We start from the raw sequence: 19858 nt of genomic DNA, 5'->3' as shown, positions 1-19858 counted from the left end.
CCCGAGGATTATCAGTGATTACAAAGTTCAAGCTAGCGTCGTGGGTGATGGCGTTGATTGCCTCGTTATGCGTATCGATACCAGCATCGGCCCATATCGATGTCGGTGTGGGAATCTACGCGCCTGCGCCGCAGTATGCGCCGCCCCCGGTAGTATACGAACCGCCGCCTATGGTGTATGGACCACCGCCCGTGGTCTATGAAGCGCCGCCAGTCGTGTACGGCGCGCCTCCAGTGGTCTACGGTCCCCCGCCCGCTATTTATGGTGTCCCGCCAGGAGTTCCATCCTACGTTCCTCCTGGCGCGTATTACGGGAACGATTGGCGCGAAAGGGAGTGGCGCCGCCGTGAATGGGAAGAGCGGCACCGCCAAGATTGCCGTTGGCACGACTGTAACGATCGCCGGCGTTGGTGAATGAGCAACAAATCGCGCCGCTAGGGTGCGACTCCTGCAAAACCAGGACTCCCGCCCGTTGAGCGAGGACTAAGTTCCGTAGCCTATGGCCGCGAGTGGCATATGACGCGGTGGCCGTAGGGGAACCCGCACCGCATACCGGCGCTCTCCATCTCACTAGGGCATTCCAGCTCGGGCGAAAGATATTGTCATCGTAGACAGCGTCCGGTAGGAAAGGAACGACATAGTCCAAGCCTTGCCGAGCACGCGAAAATCGACCGCACATCGATGCCTCCTTTTACCTTCTCCGCACCTTATCCACGGCGCGCGACAACCCCAGTGTACCGGCCCATAGAACGAATCGTGGACGGCAACTTTTTACCAAGAATACGCAAGAAGTTGCGCAAACTGACCTACTTGTCGATAGGTGGCCAAGCTGTAAAGAGCAAAAAAAACCCGGCTCACGGCCGGGTTCTGACAAAAGGACACTGAGGCAGTAGTCAACTGCCGACCAAATCTTACACTGCGACGGAAGTTGCGATCGGCCGCGAGAGGAGTGTCGTAACCGCGCCCGCAAGCGCCCACTCGCCAAACGTCGACTCGTGGCTCTCGTGTACCAACCGATCCAGGCAAATCACCTCTATACCGTCGACTTCGACAGTGCCGAGGATCTTAGCCAGCACCGCCCGGTTTGAGCCTTCACGTTTCACCGTGACCGTGCCTTCGCTGCCCCGAGCCGTAGTGAATCCGTCTTTTTCCGGAAGAGCTGAAAGACACTTCGGACGAGACTCGCATTTCAAGCACCACGGCACTGCTCGTGCGCTTGATTTCCGAATCGGGCTTCAACCAAAAGCCGTCGATGATCGCCTTCGCAGCTTGAGAAAACGCGACCTCGCGGCCGGCATCGCCCGAGTACGTCTTTCCGAGGTGCTGCCAGAACCCGTCGAGATCAGGGAGCTTTCCCGCTTGGAGCACTTCGTTGACGTCTAAGCCGAATCGCTTGAGCTCGGCATCTTTGTCGATATCAAGTCGCCCGGACCCAGGCGCGAACTTGCGGGATGCCTCCATCACCAGACGCCCGACGAGCCGGCTGCAGAACTCCTGCAATTCTCGCTCGGCAGCATAAGAGCTTCGGGTGTTCATGGCGGTGTAACCCCCGCCAAGATCCGCGAACGCTTCTTTCTCCGCCGTGAGGACGCCGCCGTATGCGCGCTCGGCCGCGTCCTGTGCCGTTTTAAACAAGTGAACCAGATTTGTGAACATGCAGATCTCCAAGAGGAAATGAGCAGGCGCACGCCCACGGGGGGGCGATGCCCCTGCGGGATAAATGAATGAGCTTCTAGATTTGAGTCGCTTAACCTGCCTGAGCAAGTTCGCGCAGCAACCCTTCGTGGGTGAGCGCCTCGTCGCACACGTGCCGCACGAACGCTTCTGTATCAAGTGCTTCTATGCGATCAACGATTTCAGAAACGTCGTCGGTATAAGCCTCTGGCGTGTACGCCTTGGGCATGTATCCGCCCAACGCAAGTGCCGCATAGCCAGTAACCGAAAGACTGATACCAAATCCGCCCGGCTCCTCGCCGTTGACGGTGGCGTCTAGCAATGTGAAATCCAGACTGATGATGCAAAGCGAGTCCGCAAACACGTCGAGACTCAGGCGGGATTCTTCATCGCCGCCTTCGTATATATCGCCGAGTCGATTGGGTACCCGCTCAGCAAGGCCGCTCCGTATTTGCGTGAGCTTGGCGCTCATGAGAGGTTGAACTTGACTCCAGACTTTGGTGTATTTATCAAATGCCTGCATGTGATTCTCCATGAAAATGCAGGCGCAAGTCCTCGAAGGGGCTTGGCCCCTGCGGGATTGTTGTCGAAGATCAAAAGGAAATGCGCAGTCGGAACTGCTTGACGGCGCGGTGTCGATGCGCAAATAAGCGCGGATGGAAATCGTACTTTATAGCCTGTGGCCCTTCACCGGCAGTCGAAAGACTTCGAAAAACCACCTTCTTTTCGTTGGCATCAGGTTCGAAAAGCGTTGGGCGGTGAGCTGCGGTTGTCCACAGATTGTGTGGGCAAAGCTGTGGATATGTGTGTGTGGCTCCATACCAGTCATGGCTTGAGGTGCCATTGCCTCTTCGAGGTCACTGAGTGGTCGACTGGCGTCCCGCGATTCCCACGAGATACGTCGGAAACTGGGCCGAGTTTGGACGCTTCCCGCTTCGGATCGACGCCGACCCCGAATAGCGCATGTTTTCTCGCACGTTTCAGTCACTCGGCCGTCTCATCAGCGTTGAGAATTTGGTAGGCCGTTGACGCTGCACCGACAGGTGTCGTTTGCGCGACTCACTAATCCCTTCAACCCGGATCTTCGAAATCAATCATGCAATTATTCGACCGACGTTCTGAAAACTGGGGCAGCGTTGCACTCCTCTGCCTGCCCGCGGCCATCGCCGTTGCGCTTCTCTACGGATGCACTGCCCGCCTCGTCTGGCCAGTTGCTCTTGCCGTCATATGCTTTCCCGCAGTTTATGAATTGAGTCGGCGCTTGAAAGTACGCCGTCTGCGGAGAATGGTTGCCGCGAACAACGCTATGACATGGGCAGTCTTTGTGAATGACGTGATGGTCGCGAAGATTCAAGACACGCAATACGCGCAGGTACAGTTGAATGCGCTGCTTGCCCCCGGTAATTACATTTCCCAAGCGAGCAACTTTCTTCGGGTGGCGCTTGCGACGATCGGCCGCGTCGCAATCCTCACCCCGCTCCTGCTTGTCTGGGCCCTTGCGATCAGTGCCGTCGTGAGCCCACAAGATACAGCCTACGTCCTGGCTCATGCCAGTACGCTGACAACCAAAGATGTCGCGAGCTTCGGGCAACTTTGGACAACGCTTTCATTGCTTGCGTTGGTGTTCGCAGGCGCTGTATTCCCGTTCTTCGGAATGGACATTGGGTACGTCGATCATTTCGAGCGCGACATCCACAGTCGCGTGCGGCGTCTCGTCGGCACGCCTGCAGACGGTGTCATTCGCTTAACGCCCGATTCAACCGCCCAAACGGCATTGGCTACGCCACAAAGCGCGGGTTAAGCGGGCGTCTATATCTGAACTACAACCGGCACCATGCCCATGACACTCACAAACCCCGCGCAAACTCCTACCCTGCTCATCCTCATTGTCGCGGCAGCAGCGCTGCGCTTGCTTGGACCTTCAGTTTCACTCGGCTGGCTCTTGATTGGATCATCGACGGTGGTAGTGGGAATTATCGCGATAGTGGCAGCAATCTCTTGCGTTCGGTCGCGATCTGCGAGCGCCCACCGCGGCAAGGCATCGTCGCAGCAAGTGGACGATCGCAAGTCTGTCAAACGCAGAGGCGCATAAACGCCTCCTCGCGACCCGTGCCGATATCGATGCTGCTCCGCTCGACTGCCCCTACACCACCGCTTATAGGCCCTTCCCATGCCCCTCATTTCGTTCGACGGTATCAGCCAGCCTCTCGAAGAGGTGCAGAACAATCCCGCTCGATTTGCACTGCACCTTGAGCGCGCGAAAAAGAACCCGGGATACGCGGTGTGTGGCTGCAAGCCAAGCTCGATCTTGGCACCCTTGAGACTGGTCGTTCGACGCTATGGAAAACTATTTCATCTCGCGCGCTGGCCTGATGAAGGCGCCAAGCACGATGCAACGACGTGTCCCTTCTTCGCGAAGCCCGGTCCTCTTGGCGGGTCGGCCGGTCCTGCGCAAGACGCTATTCGAAACACGCCTGACGGACTAAACGCGAAGCTCGATATTTCATTGAGCGTTCGAACAGTGGGTCGTGTGCAGAGTTCCGGCGATCCGGCGCGAACGTCCACCGCGGGCAGGCGCGCTGCGCCCCTGCTCGGATTTCTCCAACGGGTCTGGGGCGACGCGGGACTCAACCAATGGTCCGGCGGCACCCAGCGGAACTGGGGAACCTGTAACGCACAGGTCCTGGCGCAGCTTGGGGAAGGCAAACTCAACGGGCGTCCGATCCAGGAGGTCTTGCATGTCATGCGCAGATACGAAGAAACACAGCAGGCCGCGATCAAGACCGAATTCGAAGAATTTCTCGCACGAATTCAAACTACCGCAGACGCTTCCGAGCGGGGCATCCTCATCGCAGAAATCAAATCAATCGACCCGTCCAAATACAGCTTTGTCGTCAAGATCCGGCAGACGTTCGAATCGTTCTTCGCTCCGAAGGACCTGATCGAGAAGGCAGCGAAGTCATTCCGGTACGCATGGTCAATGATCGGCAACGCCGACGCACGCGTTGTCGCGGTGCTCGTTCTCGAACGCACGAAGGACGGCAACCTGCGCGTCATCGATCTGGCCGTGCAGCTCTGCAACAAAGCGTTCATCTTCTGCGATTCCAGTTACGAGGTTGCGATGGCAAATCGCCTCGTCGCGGAAGGCAGGCGCTTTTACAAGCCCCTGCGACTTATGCCGGGCGACGAGATGTTGCCGGACTTCGTGCTGACCGATACGGCAGCGGCAACGGCGATTGAGGTATACGGGATGGAATCTCACGATGCCTACCGTCGCAGGAAGGAAGAGAAGCAGGCGATCTACGCCCAGAGACGTACGCCATGCGTCGAATGGGTGCCTCCGGCGGACTTGGCGTCGGTTCGGTTGCCGGCGGCGGCTTGACTTTTACAAGCCGGGCGTAGGTTGAAGGCACCGCTCGCATGAGCGTTGCCAACAAAGGACATTCCCATGCACGCACCTTCATTTTTCCTGCAACGGGCCATCGCGCGCGGCGCCGATTGGCAGCTTGCGTACCCTGCACTGGCGCTAGCCAGCTCCACCGATTGTGCCGACGAAGACCGCAAGCAGATCGTCGTCGCTGCGGCCGACGAAATGCGCCTCCGGATGGTCTTCTTCAGCTCCCTTGGTGCGGTCCTGGACTTTCAGGCGACGTGGCCAGAGTTGCGCGGCGCTTCCTCGTGGCTGGGGTTCACGCTTCGTTGGAATCGCTGGTGGTTGCCCGACGCCGCCGCCCAGCGCGTACTAGCAGAAGCCGCTCACGCTCCCACCGACGTGCGGATTGCAAACCGGCCACTCGTCGGCGACCTCTCGGATGAGTTGGCTTTTCGGGCTTATCTCACGAGCGTCGAGGCGAATTACCGACGCGATGCGTCTATTTCACGCGTCCTGTTTCCCGCCAACCACGGGTTCATCGACGCACTGGCATAAACCAACCTACCGCGACCACCATGAACCTCTACAACGAAGAAAAAAAGATCGCGCCATCGCATCAAGCACTGGTTAATACGTGGGCGAGCGAGTTCGACCTCGACAGGTTAGCCGCAGGATTGGCCCACATCTCTATTCCTGAACAGCGCGCGGAACATATTGTCGAGTTCGCGAAAGCGGTCTTTCTAGACGGCATGCAGCACAGTGGGCTCCTCAACACTTCTCTCGCCGAGGCTCTGCCGGCTCGAGCCGCTCCACCTACACTCGAAGGTTTTGCTGATGGCTTGCTCGCGCCTGTGACGATCGTTCGCGACCGTCACGGCTTTTTCAATCATCCCAGCTTGCCCGCGTGCGATGAAGACGTACGTCTCGACAAGCTGCTCGGGGCGTTTGGATTGGAGACCAGGTTGGTTGATCTCGAGTCGGACGCGCTTTCGGTTGATGCCAAGGAAAAAATGAGCGAAGCGTTCGACTTCTCCGAGTGGATGCCGACGCCTCCCGCCGGCGCGGGATGGGTGCTCCTCCAAATTCAGGAAACCGAAGACGGCGCGTATGCGTTGTTTGCTCGCCGCCCGGCCAAGCTCGACGGCTCCTATCGCCGCCGCAGTCAGATGACAAGCGATGATCAAATCGGCGGACTCGCATGACCGTCTACGTCGACGACATGCGCGCACTCTATGGCCGATTAATTCTTTGCCACATGCTCGCGTCGCATGAATCCGAGCTCCACGAAATGGCAGATCGCATTGGCGTAGCACGCGAGCATTGGCAACGCCCGACGAACACAAGCGGAAGCCATTACGACATCGCTCTAAGCAAGCGCGCAATAGCCGTTGCCGTCGGCGCTGTCGAAATCACCATGCGCCAAGCCGCGGCGATGAACGCCCGTCGACGAGTCACCGGCGAGCTTGGCACACCCGCCGACGCCTTGGATTGGATGCGTCAATACAATGCGGCGCGCCGTGCAGCGGGGACTGCAAGATGAAGAACACAAAAATCGATTGGGCTACGCACAGCTTCAATCCGTGGGAAGGTTGCCAAAAGGTCGGCCCCGGGTGCGACCACTGCTACGCGGAAGCCCGCAACGCCCGCTTTGCTGGTGGCGTCGCTGTCAATTGGGGTCCAGGTGCGCCCCGCCGTCGTACCAGCGCTGCCAACTGGTCAAAGCCACGCAAGTGGGCTTCGGAGCACGACGCTTTCTTCGCCGAGCACGGTCATCGGCAACGTGTCTTTTGCTCCAGTCTAGCGGACGTGTTCGACAACGCGGTAGACCCCCAATGGCGCGCGGACCTTTTCTCATTGATCAAGCACACGCCCCAGCTCGACTGGCTTCTTCTCACCAAGCGAATTGGTAACGTCCCCGCCATGTTGCCCACGGATTGGGGAGATGGATGGTCCAACGTCTGGATCGGCGCCACGGTCGTCAATCAAGCCGAAGCGGACCGAGATATCCCGAAGTTATTAGATATCCCAGCGGCGTTACGATTCTTGTCGATCGAGCCAATGCTTGGTCCGATCGACCTTCGTCGGTTTCTGACACCCACCGGCGTTCACTGTCCGGACGTCTGCCCAGATACGCGCTACGTGCTCGAGACCGAAGTCGAAACCGTCCTCGACCGTGGCGAACATGAACCGCTTTGTGCGCGCTGCGGTGAGCGTGGCAGTTGGACCGGACACGACGCCGGCATTGATTGGGTGATTGTCGGCGGCGAAAGCGGGCACCGCGCGCGGCCTATGCATCCTGCATGGCCAAAATCAATTCGGGATCAGTGTCGCGTCGCGGCCGTTCCCTTCTTGTTCAAGCAGTGGGGGGAATGGAGCGAGTTCGCAAATGAAGATCATTACACCCACTGCGGTGAAGAGCGCCATGCGCACGCATGGGTCGATGCTGGAACAGCTCAGCATGGGTTGTGCTGGCTCGTTGACGATGAGGGAGTCTGGTCAAACCATACCGGCGAGCCACCGACCGATGAAAATGGGCAGATTGGCGAAGACATCGCCGTTATGGGATGGTTCGGCAAGAGCGCGTCAGGGCGCACTCTGGACGCTCGGCAACATGACGAGTTTCCCGAGAGCGCATGAGCAAGGTCGTTGATATCAGGAAGATCCGAATCACCCGGGACGAGCGTACTCACCGACCAGGCGAATGCGCTCATCGGCACATCAAGCTCGACCGCCATGGCGGCCTCGTCACCTGCGGCAACTGCGACGCCGCACTGTCTGCGTTCTGGGCGCTTGAAATGCTCTCGGAGCAATACGCTGTGGCCTTAGCGAATATCGCCCGGCTGGACAATCGATTAAAGCAAGCCAACGAACTCATCCTCACCCTTTCCGCCGCACTCGATGAACAACACTCGCCGATCCAGAAAGACACACTAATGAGTGACGTTCCGACGCTTGACTAGTGCCCCTTTCGTGGTGCAATGAGATCATCCAATTTCGCACCATTCACACCATGAAGCGCACGTTCTCTTGCGCGCACACCGGCAAAGGCCAGTACTGTCACGCCTGCACGGCCGCAGAAAAATCCAGGCAGCTCGATAAGCTTGCTCGTGAACAAACCCGGGAGGCGAAACAGCGAGCCGCTGAAGGTGACCGCGTCGACCTATCGATAGTGACCCACCTGAGTACCGTTCAACGACAGGCGCGGGAGATCCTACGCAAGGTAAGCGCCGGCGAGCATCCACTCGCGCTCAATGGAAAACCACTGCGTTCATGTGCGGGCCAGGTTATCTCCGTTCCCGTTGGCCGCTCGTACCGTCTACTTTTTGACGCACCGACGCTCGAACCATTGCAGCTTTTAAGTCACGAAGCTTATAACCGCATCGCCGATCGACGCGCCTGACACTAAAATAAGCATTCGGCGTTCGACTATTTATGGGAACATTTCGACGGCCAATATAGGCGGGGCGATATCAATTCATCTGATGATTCGCTATATCTGAAATCATAACTTTTAGCTGATGACCGACGAACTTTTCCCATGCGCTCATTGTGGCGGCAATTGGTCTTTTGGCTGGTCACAACGCGTGATAGACAGGCCATCAAGACCTCAACTGGATCTATCCAAGTGGGGCACTGGCGCTGGTCGTGCCTTGAGGATGGGTGACACGGAACCCCGTCCGCCTGAGGAGCGTCCGACCGAGCAGGTCGTGTGTATCGCATGCGAAGACTGCGGAATGCAAACTCCGTGGGAGCCGATCGGAACCGATAAGAATGCCGCATTGGATCGCGCCGGCATCATATGGAATACGCGCTTCAATCGACCCGTTGCAACGAAAGGTGATTTACTCGACCTCGCCCGCAAGGAAATCTCCGCAGTCGATATCCCCTACATTCTGGATTTGTTGTCGCGCACCACTGAAGACTGGGAAACACGCGGGCCGATCTTCGCGATGCTTGCCCAAAAGGTGGTCGATGGAAAAATAACAATGCGCGATTATTGGCCGGTCGATCCCGTGTTGAAGGATGCGGCTCGATTCCGAACACTCGTTCAATTGGCAAAGTTCGTCTATATCGACGGCGTCGCATCCGTGCAATTCCCCCGCATCCCGGCTACAGGCGGTGACGACGACTGCGCCTTTGAGACGCGTATCGCCGCGGCCGTCGATGATCTGCCCGAGCGCAGTCGCTGGTAATCACGACCCTCTACATTCGTCGGGAAAGGGGCAAAGTCGTCTTTCCCGCAGCTAATTCCAGCATCAATTTTTCCCGCTTCCCCTGCTCTGGCTCTGCCGCCTTCGCTTTGCCGTGCGCCTTGACATCGCCAACGACGCGCAATACTGAATGCATGCCCGGCGCTTTGCCGTGCACTTTTTCCGGAGAACGCCATGTCACCCATCGAATACATTCGTGCGGCTTACCGTCACCGCGCTCAGCTGAAACTCGAGTTACTGAGCATCGCCGTGCTGGGTTTGATCCTGAGCTATCACGCGATGACCAGCCCATTGCTCGATTGGTTAGCGCGCTGAATTCACTCGCGCCCCGCTAACGCCGCGATGCGCATGACGACACATCAATATCGTCACCCAAACTTTGACCGCCATTTACAGCGACGGCACCGAACCTTCTGCGCGGAATCTGCCCGGGCCACCGCCCGTCGCTTTTCCGACTCGGCGTGAAAACATCGAAACACCGATCGGCGAGACCCTAAGCGGCACTTAGGGTCTTTTTTTCGCCCGATTTTGTTAGTTGTTTGATTTATAAAGAAAAAACGTCCGTTTTGGGTCGGATAACAAATAAAAAAATCTGGAAAATCATATTTGGCCAAAAATTGCGATTTACGCCAGTTCGGGCGACGCAAATCGCACTCGCGCTTACACCTCAACCCCGCCGTCTACCGCCTCCAGCTTGGCTTTATCGATAAGCGCCGCGACATCAACGCGACGAAAAACGTCGGCCAGAATTGCCCCAACTTCCCCGAGCGACGCGCCCTCGAGGATGTAAAACTCGCCGATTACATAGACTGATCCAATGTCAGTCCATGCGGCACCGGCTTCCTCCAACACATCGATGTCGTCGCCAATCGCGCGTTCAAGATCACATTGCGCAATGTCACTGAGGTAGATACCCGCCTCGGCTTGCCCGTCACCCGCGGTCTCTGACGCCGAGTCGCGAAACCACGGATCATTTTCGAGACGGATCTTCAAGCTGCGGAGACTGCTGTCCTCTCGCATCTCGGCCGTGACGTAACCCCAGGCGGTCCGGATACCCCTGCGCGGGCCAGCAAATTCTGCAAGATCGCGTCCGGCTGCATGGCCGCTGGTCCGAAAGTCCTCGAATTCCGCGGCACTATACGGGGGCGTCACCATGGGCCAGGCGCTAAGCGAGGTACGGTCGATACCGATTGCGATAATGTTGGCCAACTCTGAACCTGTGTAGATGCGATCTTCCATTTTTAAATCCCCTTTCGTTGGATACCGGCCGACAACCCACGACAAGCTGCCGCCCTCGTTGATAAAAACTTTCATCCCTTCGCCATGCTCGACGCTTAAACAGAGGTCGCCCCCCTTGTCTGCGCTTGCAGATTCGCCCGCCTATGACTGCGAGCTGGACAAGTCCGTTTGAGCCAATAGCCGATAAAGCGCCTGCCGGGAGATTCCCAGGGCAGCCGCCGCGTGACTCTTGTTCCCGCTTGCATTGATGAGTGCCGCGTTCGCTTGCTCAAGCGAGACCTTCGGCGCCTGCGCTGTCGCTTGGATCCGATAAGTCGAAAGATAGGCGTTCGCCTTGGTCGCGCGGCTGTGACCCGCAGCTTCCACAACACGCTGAATAGCTGCACGATGCGTCTCGCGGTCCACGCGCTCGAGCGCGCCCTTGATCGGCGCCGGAACGCTCGTCAGGCGCTCATACAACTGTTGAAGATATTGATGTCGCAGGCCGTGGCTGGTTACGCCGAGCCCATCCTCTGTCACCCCGTGACATTGGAGAACGTAGTAGTAGTGATTCCGCCACTGAGCCATCGTCCGCCCGTGCGGCATCATTGAACCCGTATAGGGATTTGTCACTCGCGCTGCTTCTTCGAGAATGGCAAACTTAAATTCCAGCGGCACCTCTCGGGCTCTGCCGCCCTTTGTTCCACGAACGACCGCCAAGAAGGCAGCGTCCCGAATGGCCTCAGTGGGGCGGAGCATGAAGCTTTCTTCGACCCGCAAACCGAATGTGGCCTGCAACTTCAGCTGCATCGCAACGTTTATGTTTGTCGAAGCAATTTCTTCGATTTTGGCTACCGCATCTACCGCGTTTCCTTCCCAGGATTTGTCGCAAAGCGCTACATAGGACCTGACCAACCCGAGCGCTTTTCTGTCCGCATAATCCGACAGCGCGCCGACCAGGCCGGATTTGCCCATCCACTCGGCGAGCGCTCGAAAGTACGTGAGCTTGTTTTCTATTGTCCCGCCCGATTGACCGTCCTCCACCCACAAATCGACAAGCGCCTGAATGTGTTTGCCTTTGAGCGAATACGGACTTTGAAGCCCATAGCCGTTCTCGCGAAGTTCTTCGAACGATCGGCACAGCTTTCGCATGCGGTATTCCTGTGTCTTGATCGAAAGCGGCTTTGCACTGATTCGCGTGCGGCTATGCACTCGATTGACGTTATCTAGGAACAATCTCTCGAATGCACCTCGGAAATCAGGCGGAAAGCGATAGCTTTTCAGGATCGCCGATACATTCAAAATGGCCGACATAAATCAAGTCTCCGTCCAAATCGACGCGCCGAGCACGGCGAAAGCGACAAGCCGACGCAACGAATCTCCGCTGCCCTGACGATTGCTAATCTGCATAACGCATCCTCTACAAAACCCTTCGTCCGTTGTTGATCCCCCGCCACACAAGCCGGGTGGCCACTCACAGTCTCTGCCGTGGTGCGCTTCGCGAGAGTCGGTGGGAGCCTATCTCCGCCGTGCCTCAATCGCGCTGCGCGTTGCGTACCCCGCCGGGTCCTACCTTCCTGTCCTTTAGCGATTCCATTCGATCAACCCAACACGTGGAAGAAACGTGTTCGACTGTCCTGCTGCCTGCTGCCAATCCATCACGCTCCCGCGTGAAGATCGCCTGCGAACATGCTGCATCCGCCCTATCGAACCGGCCCCGCTTTGCGGGATCACTGTCGCTCGGTACGGCATGCTGCGTCGCTGGTCAGGTCGGCAGAGCATTTCGCTCCGCAACCCGGCTATGCGGCTGCTACGGCTACCGCGCCGGCCTAGACGCACTGCTGCGTCGCTGTGTGCTCACGCGTTGCTCGCGCTTCGCGCACACCCTGGCCATTTGCTCGGTAATACTTTTTGCGCATTTCTTTCTCCGGCTGCGCCTACCGTTCGTCTTCCGTACAGGGATCAGCCAATCCGTAAACCGGATCGCCGATACCCCCATCCCCAAGCACGTTCACTCAGTCGCCGTGTGTCGGACTTCGCGTAACGCACCCAGCTTCGTATGCTGAAAGGATGTGTCCATGTGAGCTTGAGCGCTGTCGATGCGAACCCGGAAAATGTCCGAGGTGTCCGCATACACAGTGTCTCAACTCACTTACAGGGGCTGAACAGCCCGCAAACCCAATGGATATCGCTGTCCAGTGGTCCTCAACTTTGACCACTGTGTACTTGATTCGAATCAGAAAAAGGCCCCAGCAACTTGGGGCCCGGACAGAAGGGCTTTTCGCTAGGCAAAGCGAGGCCCTCGATGGTCAAACTTGGAGGTCGATGCGCAGAACGCGCGGGGTATGAAACGGAGAATAACCGCATGTGCATGCAAAGCCCACGTCAAAAGCTACGTAAATGTAGTGAGCTTTCGAAGGCTTGACTTGGCCTGCACTTCGGTAGAGTTGAACCCGAACGCATGGTATCTGACAGATAAGTACCCGATAACTGTCAGATTCTTCAAGCGTCCATCGGCAAGCCTCCATGATCTGACAGTTAACTAATAGATATCTGTCAGATTCCGCAAAACGCTCGAAGGTGCCCATCGAACTATCAGTTATCTGCCAGATAACTGACAGAAAAGTGGCAGTACCGCCGGAACTTAACTTCCGCTCTGGAGAGAGAGAAATGAAATCAACCGCAAATGTTTTCGCGATCGATGTTGGATATGGCAACACAAAAAGTGCTTTCCGAAACGGCTCGGAAATCGCGACCCAGATGTTTCCTTCGCTGGCGCCCCTCGCAGTCAAGAACGCTATCTCCGGTTTCGGTCATGGGTTGCTTGATGCACGTAAGATCGCATGCATCGATGTCGGCGCGTGTCAAGGTACTTGTCGCCTCAGTCATGCAGCCAAAGGCTGTTTAAGTGTGGCGTGCGAGGCCATCGTGACGACTGACTCGCGCTCCGGATTGAGCGTGACGGCACCGATGGGCGTCCAGTCTCGCGTGCAGCCTGACCAGCGGGCCGGGTTACGTTCCCGCGCCTGGACATACACCTCGTGACGAGCGGCGAGGATCGCGTGATCGTCTCCGTCATGGCGCTGCGCCGGGCTGACGTAGCGGATGCTGCTGTGACGGTGGTCGAAGTTGTACCAATGCACGAAGTCGCTCGCCCAGTCGCGTGCAGCATTGAGCTCGGCGAAGCCCGTGGCGGGGAACTCCGGGCGGTACTTGGCCGTGCGGAACAGCGCCTCGGCATAGGCGTTGTCGTCACTGACGCGTGGGCGTGAGTACGATGGCTTCACGCCAAGCCAGTGGAGCATGGCCAGCACGGTCGTGGCCTTGAGCGTGGAGCCGTTGTCTCCGTGCAGCACCGGCTTGTCCGCCAGAGTAGCGATGCCCTCGGCCAGCGCCGTGCGCCGCACCAGATGGGCAGCGTGACTGGCATCGTCGCGCTCGTGCACCTCCCATCCGACGATCTTGCGGCTGTACAGGTCCAGGATCAGGTACAGGTAAAACCATTGACCGACGACCTCGGCGGGCAAGTACGTCATATCCCAGCACCAGACTTCGCGTGGTGCGCAAGCGATGTGCGTGGTCGGCGGTCGGCCAGCCTTGGGCGCTTTCGCCCGGCCCCGATGTGCGGTTTGTCCGTGCTCGCGCAGCACGCGGGCGAAGGTGGATTCGCTGGCGATATACACGCCTTGGTCGGCCAGCATTGGCACGATGCGCGCAGGAGGCATATCGGCGAAGCGCGGCTCGTTGGCCACGCGCAGCACCTCGGCACGCTCGGCGGCGCTCAGCGCATGGGAAGGTTGCGGGCGTACCGCATGAGGTCTTCCATCGCCCGATACGAGGCCTTCGCCGGCATTCCAGCGCTGCAGGGTGCGCACGTCGATGCCGGCCGTCTCGCAAGCCAGGCGCAGCCGTGCGCCGGCCTTGTGCGCGGTGTGGATATCATGGGCCAGCGACTGGCGATCTTCGAGGTCGATCATTCGTCCTCGCCCGTGCTGAAGATCGCCTCGACTTTTTTTGATAGCACCAGCAGCGCCGCCGTCTCAGCCAACGCACGGTCCTTGCGCCGCAGCTCGCGCTCGAGTTCCTTGATACGACGCCGGTCCTGCTGGGTCTGCTGCGGGCTGGCACGCGCCTCCTCGGGCTCGGCCAGCGCCTGCGTGGCGCTTTGCCGCCAGGAAGCCAGCTCGTGCGGATACACGCCGTTGGCGCGGCACCATGCGCTCTTGGCAGCCTCGTCCATCGCAGCGGTCGTCAGCACGGCGTCAAATCGGGCCGCCGCTGTCCAGGCCCGCTCGCGAGCGGGCCTGGACAGCGCATCACTGCGCCAGCGCTCCAGCGTCCCAACTCCCACGCCAACCTCACGTGCAACGTCTTCCAACGCCGCGCTCTCCGGCGGCAGCAACCGCGCAACCGCTCTGTCCTTGAATGCTTGTCCGTATTTTGCCAATTCGTTTTCTCATCATCGCCCCCGGTTCATTGATTCTATTGGAGCGACAAGTATTCTGACGCGGGGGGATGTAGAGGGAACATCTTACGAGGTTGGCCCTGGGGTAGCGCTCTCTTCCGCTTATGGAAACGCCGGTCGCACGTTGTCGGAGGATTACTGCACGACGGCGAATTATGCAGCGCTGCTTGGTGGCGCATTGCATTTCGCAAACGTCGACAATGTTGACCGCCTTGTGTTGGGTCTGCCCGTTCACACCTATAGCAAGTACGCCACGGACCTCAGCAAGCGCTTCACGGGCAAGATGAATTTCGGCAGCACCGAGGTAACCATCAACAATGTCATGGTGATGCCACAGCCCTTGGGAGCCCTGATCTATTTTTCACGGTATCACCGGGACCAATTTGATCAGGTCAACTCCCACCTCGTCGTCGATGTCGGTTATTTCACAACGGACTGGGTGGTCGCGAAAGGGCTCACGATGGACGATCGGCGCAGCGGCGGTGCACCCGGCGGTGCATCGCAAATCTATCAGCGTATTGCCCAACTTATCTCAAATGACAAGGGTGAACCTGCTGACGATATTGAACGGATCGATCAATGCTTGCGTGAGAATCTGCCACTGCTTTTCTGTGGCGACGATATCCCGCTCGCTCCGTATCTCGCGCAATCACAAGCGGTCATATCCGCAACCGTTAAAGAGATGCAAAACAAAGTCGGACGGACGAATGATATTCGCTCCATCGTTCTGACCGGGGGGGGAGCAGCTCTCTATCGGCCGGTGATGCAGCAAGCATTTCAGCGCGTGAGGATCGACCTATTAGAGGCGCCATGCTTCGCCAACGTTAATGGTTTTTTTGCCGCCGGCGAAGCGACGCTGCGCCGCGATATGCGTAAGCACGGAGCGGCCGCATGAAAGAGACGCTCGACATGAAAGTGACGATCAGCGCGGTTGCGACGCCTGAGCTTTATCGCACCATGATCGGCGTTTCGAATCCCCGCCAACGCGCTGCGTTGCTTAAACGCCTCGCGGACGACTATCTAAAGGGAGTCGTCTCCCCAGGACACGCTCAGGTTGGCGTTCTCGAACCATTACCGCCAGGCATTCGGCACCCACCTCCCGAAGTCGCAATCGCTTCGCTTCCGGCGACGCAAACGCATGCGGTCAGCCGCGAAGCAGCTCCGACAACGAAGAGTAGTCCTGCACCCGTTACAGTAGAAGACGATGAGCACTACGACTTCCTCGAAAATAATCTGACAGGTTTTGGCTGAAAACGGACCGCCGCGACCGCCGGTGCTCGTTGCCGTTTTCGGCATCTTGACTTCGCTACAGAACTGTCAATATGAGTTATCGGCTTACACAAGCCACCTACGAAGGGAGCATTTCGATGACCATATTTGATACCCTGATGCATCTGGACTGGACCCGCGCAGTGCGGTTCTGGCTTCTCGTCGCGGCGGCCGTAGCACTCTGGGAAGCAGCAGTCCTGTTGCGTCGTGGCATGAAACTGAAGGCAGGAAAGGAGAATAGCGATGCTTGACCGTTTTCTGAACCTTGAGCGCATCTACCAGAGGGCGATCCTTGGTTGCCTGTGCCTCTTCTTGTTTCTTTGCAACCTGAGCTTGTGCCCGTCCACACCCTTCTGGAACTCGATTGCTGGAGGGTGTTTTCTCGCGGCCTGGTTGTTGTTTGGAATGTTTAAACCCACGTTGCTTTTCATCAAGCTGCTTCTCGCGATGATGCTGTTCGCGACAGTGTTTCTCCGTATCTAGCCTTATTTTCTAGACCGTATAGGCGAAAAAAAACCCGGCGTGCCGGGTTTTTCTTTACCGCTAATGCAGAAGGATCTCTCCCTTTGCACCTGCCACTCGCTGGACGCAGTACGTCACAGCCGTTTCAAAATTGAGTCCCTGTTGCGCACGTTGCACGCTACCTGCGCGCTTGCGCTCGAACACATCGAATTCTTCTGCTTCGGATTTACTGACGGGCAATGACCCGTTCTTTCGACCTGAAGTCGCGACGATCTCAAAGCAACCGACTTTCACGCTAAAACTCATGACCTTCTCCCAAGTGTAAAACCCGGGCGGATGTCGGCCCCGGTGGGGACGAATCCCCACCGGGTGGTAAATAAAATGATGCGACCACTAGGGCCGTTAAAAAGCTAAACGCTCAACCCGTGATGCTGGTTCTGTACGTCGGGACGCACCGCGATAGACGTTGAAACTGTTGGCCGTGATGCTGCCCACTCGTCCGCAAAATCGGTCTCCCGTTTCTTCGGCCGATGAATGATCGCTGTGAATCCCTCAGCCCTCAGCCGCCTGGCCAGCGTCAATGCCGCGTCGACGCCCGGCGACTTTTTGGTTCGGGGATCAACGGCATCAAAATCGGCGAACACGTGAACCACACGAATGCCCAGCCCGTCGGGCACGACGAAGTCCGCTAGCAGAACCCGATTCAGACAGAACCACACGGGCACGCCGAATTGCATGTGCGCCGCGTAAGCCGTTTCCATCCCTTCGGCTACACCGATCTCTCCGTCAACAGGATCCATCAGCCGGACTGCGCCGCCGTTGAGTCTGCGCAGTGTCACGTCATTCAACTTCGGCGCCAGAATCTCGCCATCGTTAGTAACGACGTTGGCCTTCGCAGCCTTCGATCGGTCAAGAAACGTTCGATGCAACGTTCCAAGCTGACCATCCGGCAAGGTGAAGCGAGCCAAGATTCCCGGCCATTGGCCAAGCACCTTTTTCTCGTGCCGATACTCGAGCATTCCCATCCGCAGCGCCGGTGAAGGCGCAACGGTCAATCCGGGAACGCGCGAACGAAGATAACGCGCGGCCGCACTGTCGAAGCCGATCCCGACGGCACGATTCCACATTGAATCGAGATGCTTCTGGGCCCAAGCCGGGTCGATCTTCCGTTTCTGGGTAGGCGCTGGCGACGCCGGCATGCGCTTGGCCTGCCGCTGCGATTCCGCCAACGTGCCGCCCTCGAGCTCTACCATCAGTTCTCGAAACGACAGTCCGGCGGAACGACAAATCAACTGGTAACCATCGCCAGCCATCCGATCGCCGCCATTGCACTTGCGGCATACCCAATCACCGCGGCCACGCTTGTTGTCATAAGTGAAGCGGTCGGTACCGCCGCAGATGGGACAAGGCGCGCCCTTCCCGTTCAGTGAACTGGCCGGAACTCCATACCGCTGGAGCAACGCAAGCCACTGTTCCGGGGACAGCTTGATGTCCTTTACATTCATTGGTCACTCCAGGGTTGGTGTGGTTGAGGGTCGATGCCTGAACAGGCGGTAAAAACCGTGCTCAAAAAAACCGTCCGAGCGCGAGCGGTTGAGCTCGGCGAACGGCTTTTTTCAGCAAAGCAAATTTGCGAAATGGTGTGCGTGTGCGCATACGCGCTGACTAGTCGCAATACGACGACTGAAGATATGTCGTGATCCAGCCCATCCCGCGAGGGATGGACCAGAACAACGAAAGGTGAGGCTTTACAGGAGGAACAAGTGAGGCTTTACGGGATCAGATCAATGACCAAGCCGCCCGCGTGTAAACGGCGCGAAAAGGCACGTCATCGTCCATGTCCGCGAAGCCCCCGCCACCGCCAAAGCTCGCCGGTGCCGGTGTTCCGCGCGCCGGTTGTCGATCTGGCGCGGGTCTCGAAGCAGCAGCAGGTAGGTTCGCCGACCGTGCTCGATCTTGCGACTCAAAGCCGTCACGACTCGAATCTCCGCGGTCTCCCGACGATCGACCGCCGAGCATTTGCATCTGCTCAGCCACAATCTCAGTTGCGTATTTCTCGACACCAGCCTGGTCCGTATACTTGCGCGTCCGGATTCTGCCTTCGATGTATAGCGATGAGCCCTTCTTCACATACTCGTTCACGATTTCGGCCAAGCGGCCGAAAAACGTGACGCGGTGCCATTCCGTCGCTTCCTTCATCTCGCCGGACGCCTTGTCCTTGTAGCGATCTGTTGTCGCGAGTCGAATGTTTGCAACTGCGTCTCCACTGGGGAGAAAACGTGTTTCGGGGTCCGCGCCGAGATTACCGACGAGAATCACCTTGTTGACTGAAGCCATATCAGAAACTCCTTAAGATTTTTTTCGAATTGACCATTGCCACTTGTCCCAAAGGACTTGAGCACCTTGACCATCGAGCTTCGGTCGACCTTGCTTATCGACTGCCGGAACCTTGATTTTGCCGAGGCGCTTGACCTCAACTGAATCGCCCGTCGTGCACCGTGCATCCGCAATCGCGTCACGAAGCCCTTCGCCTTGCAGAACGTGAACCTCGCCTCGGTGAGTAAGCGTTAAACAGAACGACTCATACGTCTTTCCAGGCCGCTTGCCGTCTGGAAAGGTCTTTTCGCCCCATTCCGTGATTACGCCAAAGCGCGGACGCTCGATGCGTCGAGGCTGCAAAGCCTTGGACACGACGTCTTCGACATGCGGTACCGAGTTGTCAACGACCACATCCGCTTTTGCCGATAAGCGCTGAGAGAATTCATTCTGTCGCTCGTGCGACTCGTGATGCTCACGTCTCATAGAGCCGGCAGCGTCCTTGATTGCAGTCGCGATCGCCTCGGTGACCGAACAGGAAAACTCGCGTACCAATGTCCAATGCGGCGTGAGAGCCGGAATCAGCTTCATACCGACTGTTGTCTCTCGAAGGTCGTAATCGAAGGCCGGTTTGAATTGCACGACCACATCGCCTTCGTCGCGAAACAGCACCGGTTCGCCGGCGATCGTCACTTGACGCTCGTTGGACGCCCCCGTACCGACGGTGATCGGTGCGGCCGGTCCGGCTGGTGAGGTTGGCGCGGTTGGCGCGGTTGGCGCTGGCGGTTGGGAGGGTGCAGTCGGATTGGCCGATGGGCGCGACGCGAAAAGGCCATCGAAAATTTTGCCAAACGTGATTGAAGTCATGGTG

Annotated in this window: 24 protein-coding genes; 15 read left to right on the top strand and 9 right to left on the bottom strand. The window is 57.9% G+C overall.

What is annotated here, in order from left to right:
- Positions 1-47 precede the first annotated feature (47 nt).
- Positions 48-413, top strand: a complete 366-nt coding sequence (locus ACSQ36_RS41945) for a hypothetical protein (RefSeq protein ID WP_436187002.1) — start codon at positions 48-50, stop codon at positions 411-413.
- Between the two features lie 678 nt (positions 414-1091).
- Here the strand turns inward: ACSQ36_RS41945 and ACSQ36_RS41940 are convergent.
- Both ACSQ36_RS41940 and ACSQ36_RS41935 read right to left on the bottom strand, forming a co-directional pair.
- Positions 1092-1634, bottom strand: a complete 543-nt coding sequence (locus ACSQ36_RS41940) for a hypothetical protein (RefSeq protein WP_436186784.1) — start codon at positions 1632-1634, stop codon at positions 1092-1094.
- Between the two features lie 112 nt (positions 1635-1746).
- Positions 1747-2196, bottom strand: a complete 450-nt coding sequence (locus tag ACSQ36_RS41935) for a hypothetical protein (protein WP_436186783.1) — start codon at positions 2194-2196, stop codon at positions 1747-1749.
- A 573-nt stretch (positions 2197-2769) separates the two neighbouring features.
- Here ACSQ36_RS41935 and ACSQ36_RS41930 point away from each other — a divergent pair.
- From ACSQ36_RS41930 to ACSQ36_RS41885, 10 genes are all read left to right on the top strand, one after another.
- The gene (locus ACSQ36_RS41930) at positions 2770-3474 is read left to right on the top strand and encodes a hypothetical protein (protein WP_436186782.1); all 705 of its coding nucleotides are present in this window, start codon (positions 2770-2772) and stop codon (positions 3472-3474) included.
- Between the two features lie 369 nt (positions 3475-3843).
- Positions 3844-5055 (top strand): DUF1173 family protein, encoded by a 1212-nt coding sequence (locus tag ACSQ36_RS41925; RefSeq protein WP_436186781.1) that lies wholly within the window; start codon positions 3844-3846, stop codon positions 5053-5055.
- A gap of 66 nt (positions 5056-5121) precedes the next feature.
- The gene (locus ACSQ36_RS41920) at positions 5122-5601 is read left to right on the top strand and encodes a hypothetical protein (protein ID WP_436186780.1); all 480 of its coding nucleotides are present in this window, start codon (positions 5122-5124) and stop codon (positions 5599-5601) included.
- A gap of 20 nt (positions 5602-5621) precedes the next feature.
- Positions 5622-6248, top strand: coding sequence for a hypothetical protein (locus ACSQ36_RS41915; RefSeq protein ID WP_436186779.1), 627 nt, complete (start codon positions 5622-5624; stop codon positions 6246-6248).
- Positions 6245-6586 carry a DUF4031 domain-containing protein gene (locus ACSQ36_RS41910; protein WP_436186778.1) on the top strand — a complete coding sequence of 114 codons (342 nt, stop codon included), beginning with the start codon at positions 6245-6247 and terminating at the stop codon, positions 6584-6586. Before ACSQ36_RS41915 ends, ACSQ36_RS41910 begins: the two co-directional genes overlap by 4 nt.
- Positions 6583-7683 (top strand): phage Gp37/Gp68 family protein, encoded by a 1101-nt coding sequence (locus tag ACSQ36_RS41905; protein ID WP_436186777.1) that lies wholly within the window; start codon positions 6583-6585, stop codon positions 7681-7683. The genes ACSQ36_RS41910 and ACSQ36_RS41905 overlap by 4 nt, the downstream gene beginning before the upstream one ends.
- The gene (locus ACSQ36_RS41900; RefSeq protein WP_436186776.1) at positions 7680-8006 is read left to right on the top strand and encodes a hypothetical protein; all 327 of its coding nucleotides are present in this window, start codon (positions 7680-7682) and stop codon (positions 8004-8006) included. The genes ACSQ36_RS41905 and ACSQ36_RS41900 overlap by 4 nt, the downstream gene beginning before the upstream one ends.
- A 50-nt stretch (positions 8007-8056) precedes the next feature.
- Entirely contained in the window at positions 8057-8446 is a 390-nt protein-coding gene (locus ACSQ36_RS41895; protein ID WP_436186775.1) for a DUF7682 family zinc-binding protein, read from the top strand.
- A gap of 379 nt (positions 8447-8825) precedes the next feature.
- Complete coding sequence (locus ACSQ36_RS41890; protein WP_436186774.1) at positions 8826-9239, top strand: hypothetical protein; 414 nt, start codon at positions 8826-8828, stop codon at positions 9237-9239.
- Positions 9240-9431: 192 nt separating this feature from the next.
- The gene (locus ACSQ36_RS41885) at positions 9432-9572 is read left to right on the top strand and encodes a hypothetical protein (protein WP_436186773.1); all 141 of its coding nucleotides are present in this window, start codon (positions 9432-9434) and stop codon (positions 9570-9572) included.
- Positions 9573-9917: 345 nt separating this feature from the next.
- Here ACSQ36_RS41885 and ACSQ36_RS41880 read toward each other — a convergent pair whose 3' ends face one another.
- From ACSQ36_RS41880 to ACSQ36_RS41870, 3 genes are all read right to left on the bottom strand, one after another.
- Positions 9918-10571: a hypothetical protein gene (locus ACSQ36_RS41880; protein WP_436186772.1), complete on the bottom strand. Its 654-nt coding sequence runs from the start codon at positions 10569-10571 to the stop codon at positions 9918-9920.
- A 66-nt stretch (positions 10572-10637) separates the two neighbouring features.
- Positions 10638-11789, bottom strand: coding sequence for an integrase domain-containing protein (locus tag ACSQ36_RS41875; protein WP_436186771.1), 1152 nt, complete (start codon positions 11787-11789; stop codon positions 10638-10640).
- Between the two features lie 1571 nt (positions 11790-13360).
- A protein-coding gene (locus ACSQ36_RS41870; protein WP_436186770.1) for an IS3 family transposase occupies positions 13361-14922 on the bottom strand; the annotation gives its coding sequence in 2 pieces (ribosomal slippage) (positions 13361-14484 and positions 14484-14922; 1563 coding nt in all).
- On the opposite strand from ACSQ36_RS41870, the gene ACSQ36_RS41865 reads away from it, so the two are divergent.
- From ACSQ36_RS41865 to ACSQ36_RS41850, 4 genes are all read left to right on the top strand, one after another.
- On the top strand, positions 14897-15835 hold the full coding sequence (locus tag ACSQ36_RS41865; RefSeq protein ID WP_436186769.1) for a PRTRC system protein D: 939 nt from the start codon (positions 14897-14899) through the stop codon (positions 15833-15835). The genes ACSQ36_RS41870 and ACSQ36_RS41865 overlap by 26 nt on opposite strands.
- Entirely contained in the window at positions 15832-16191 is a 360-nt protein-coding gene (locus ACSQ36_RS41860; RefSeq protein ID WP_436186768.1) for a hypothetical protein, read from the top strand. The genes ACSQ36_RS41865 and ACSQ36_RS41860 overlap by 4 nt, the downstream gene beginning before the upstream one ends.
- Positions 16192-16307: 116 nt before the next feature.
- A complete protein-coding gene (locus ACSQ36_RS41855; RefSeq protein ID WP_436186767.1) occupies positions 16308-16460 on the top strand; it encodes a hypothetical protein in 153 nt (50 codons plus the stop codon).
- A complete protein-coding gene (locus tag ACSQ36_RS41850; protein ID WP_436186766.1) occupies positions 16453-16692 on the top strand; it encodes a hypothetical protein in 240 nt (79 codons plus the stop codon). Before ACSQ36_RS41855 ends, ACSQ36_RS41850 begins: the two co-directional genes overlap by 8 nt.
- A 60-nt stretch (positions 16693-16752) precedes the next feature.
- On the opposite strand, the gene ACSQ36_RS41845 is transcribed toward ACSQ36_RS41850, so the two are convergent.
- From ACSQ36_RS41845 to ACSQ36_RS41830, 4 genes are all read right to left on the bottom strand, one after another.
- Entirely contained in the window at positions 16753-16977 is a 225-nt protein-coding gene (locus tag ACSQ36_RS41845) for a hypothetical protein (RefSeq protein ID WP_436186765.1), read from the bottom strand.
- Positions 16978-17081: 104 nt separating this feature from the next.
- The gene (locus tag ACSQ36_RS41840; RefSeq protein WP_436186764.1) at positions 17082-18176 is read right to left on the bottom strand and encodes a DUF7146 domain-containing protein; all 1095 of its coding nucleotides are present in this window, start codon (positions 18174-18176) and stop codon (positions 17082-17084) included.
- Between the two features lie 274 nt (positions 18177-18450).
- Positions 18451-19008: a single-stranded DNA-binding protein gene (gene ssb, locus ACSQ36_RS41835; protein ID WP_436186763.1), complete on the bottom strand. Its 558-nt coding sequence runs from the start codon at positions 19006-19008 to the stop codon at positions 18451-18453.
- A 12-nt stretch (positions 19009-19020) separates the two neighbouring features.
- Positions 19021-19854, bottom strand: a complete 834-nt coding sequence (locus ACSQ36_RS41830; RefSeq protein ID WP_436186762.1) for a hypothetical protein — start codon at positions 19852-19854, stop codon at positions 19021-19023.
- Between the last annotated feature and the right edge of the window lie 4 nt (positions 19855-19858).

This window comes from Caballeronia sp. LjRoot34 (assembly GCF_964253815.1).
GTDB lineage: Bacteria > Pseudomonadota > Gammaproteobacteria > Burkholderiales > Burkholderiaceae > Caballeronia.
Note: the sequence above shows the minus strand (reverse complement) of the source record. Positions and strands in the feature narration are given on the sequence as shown.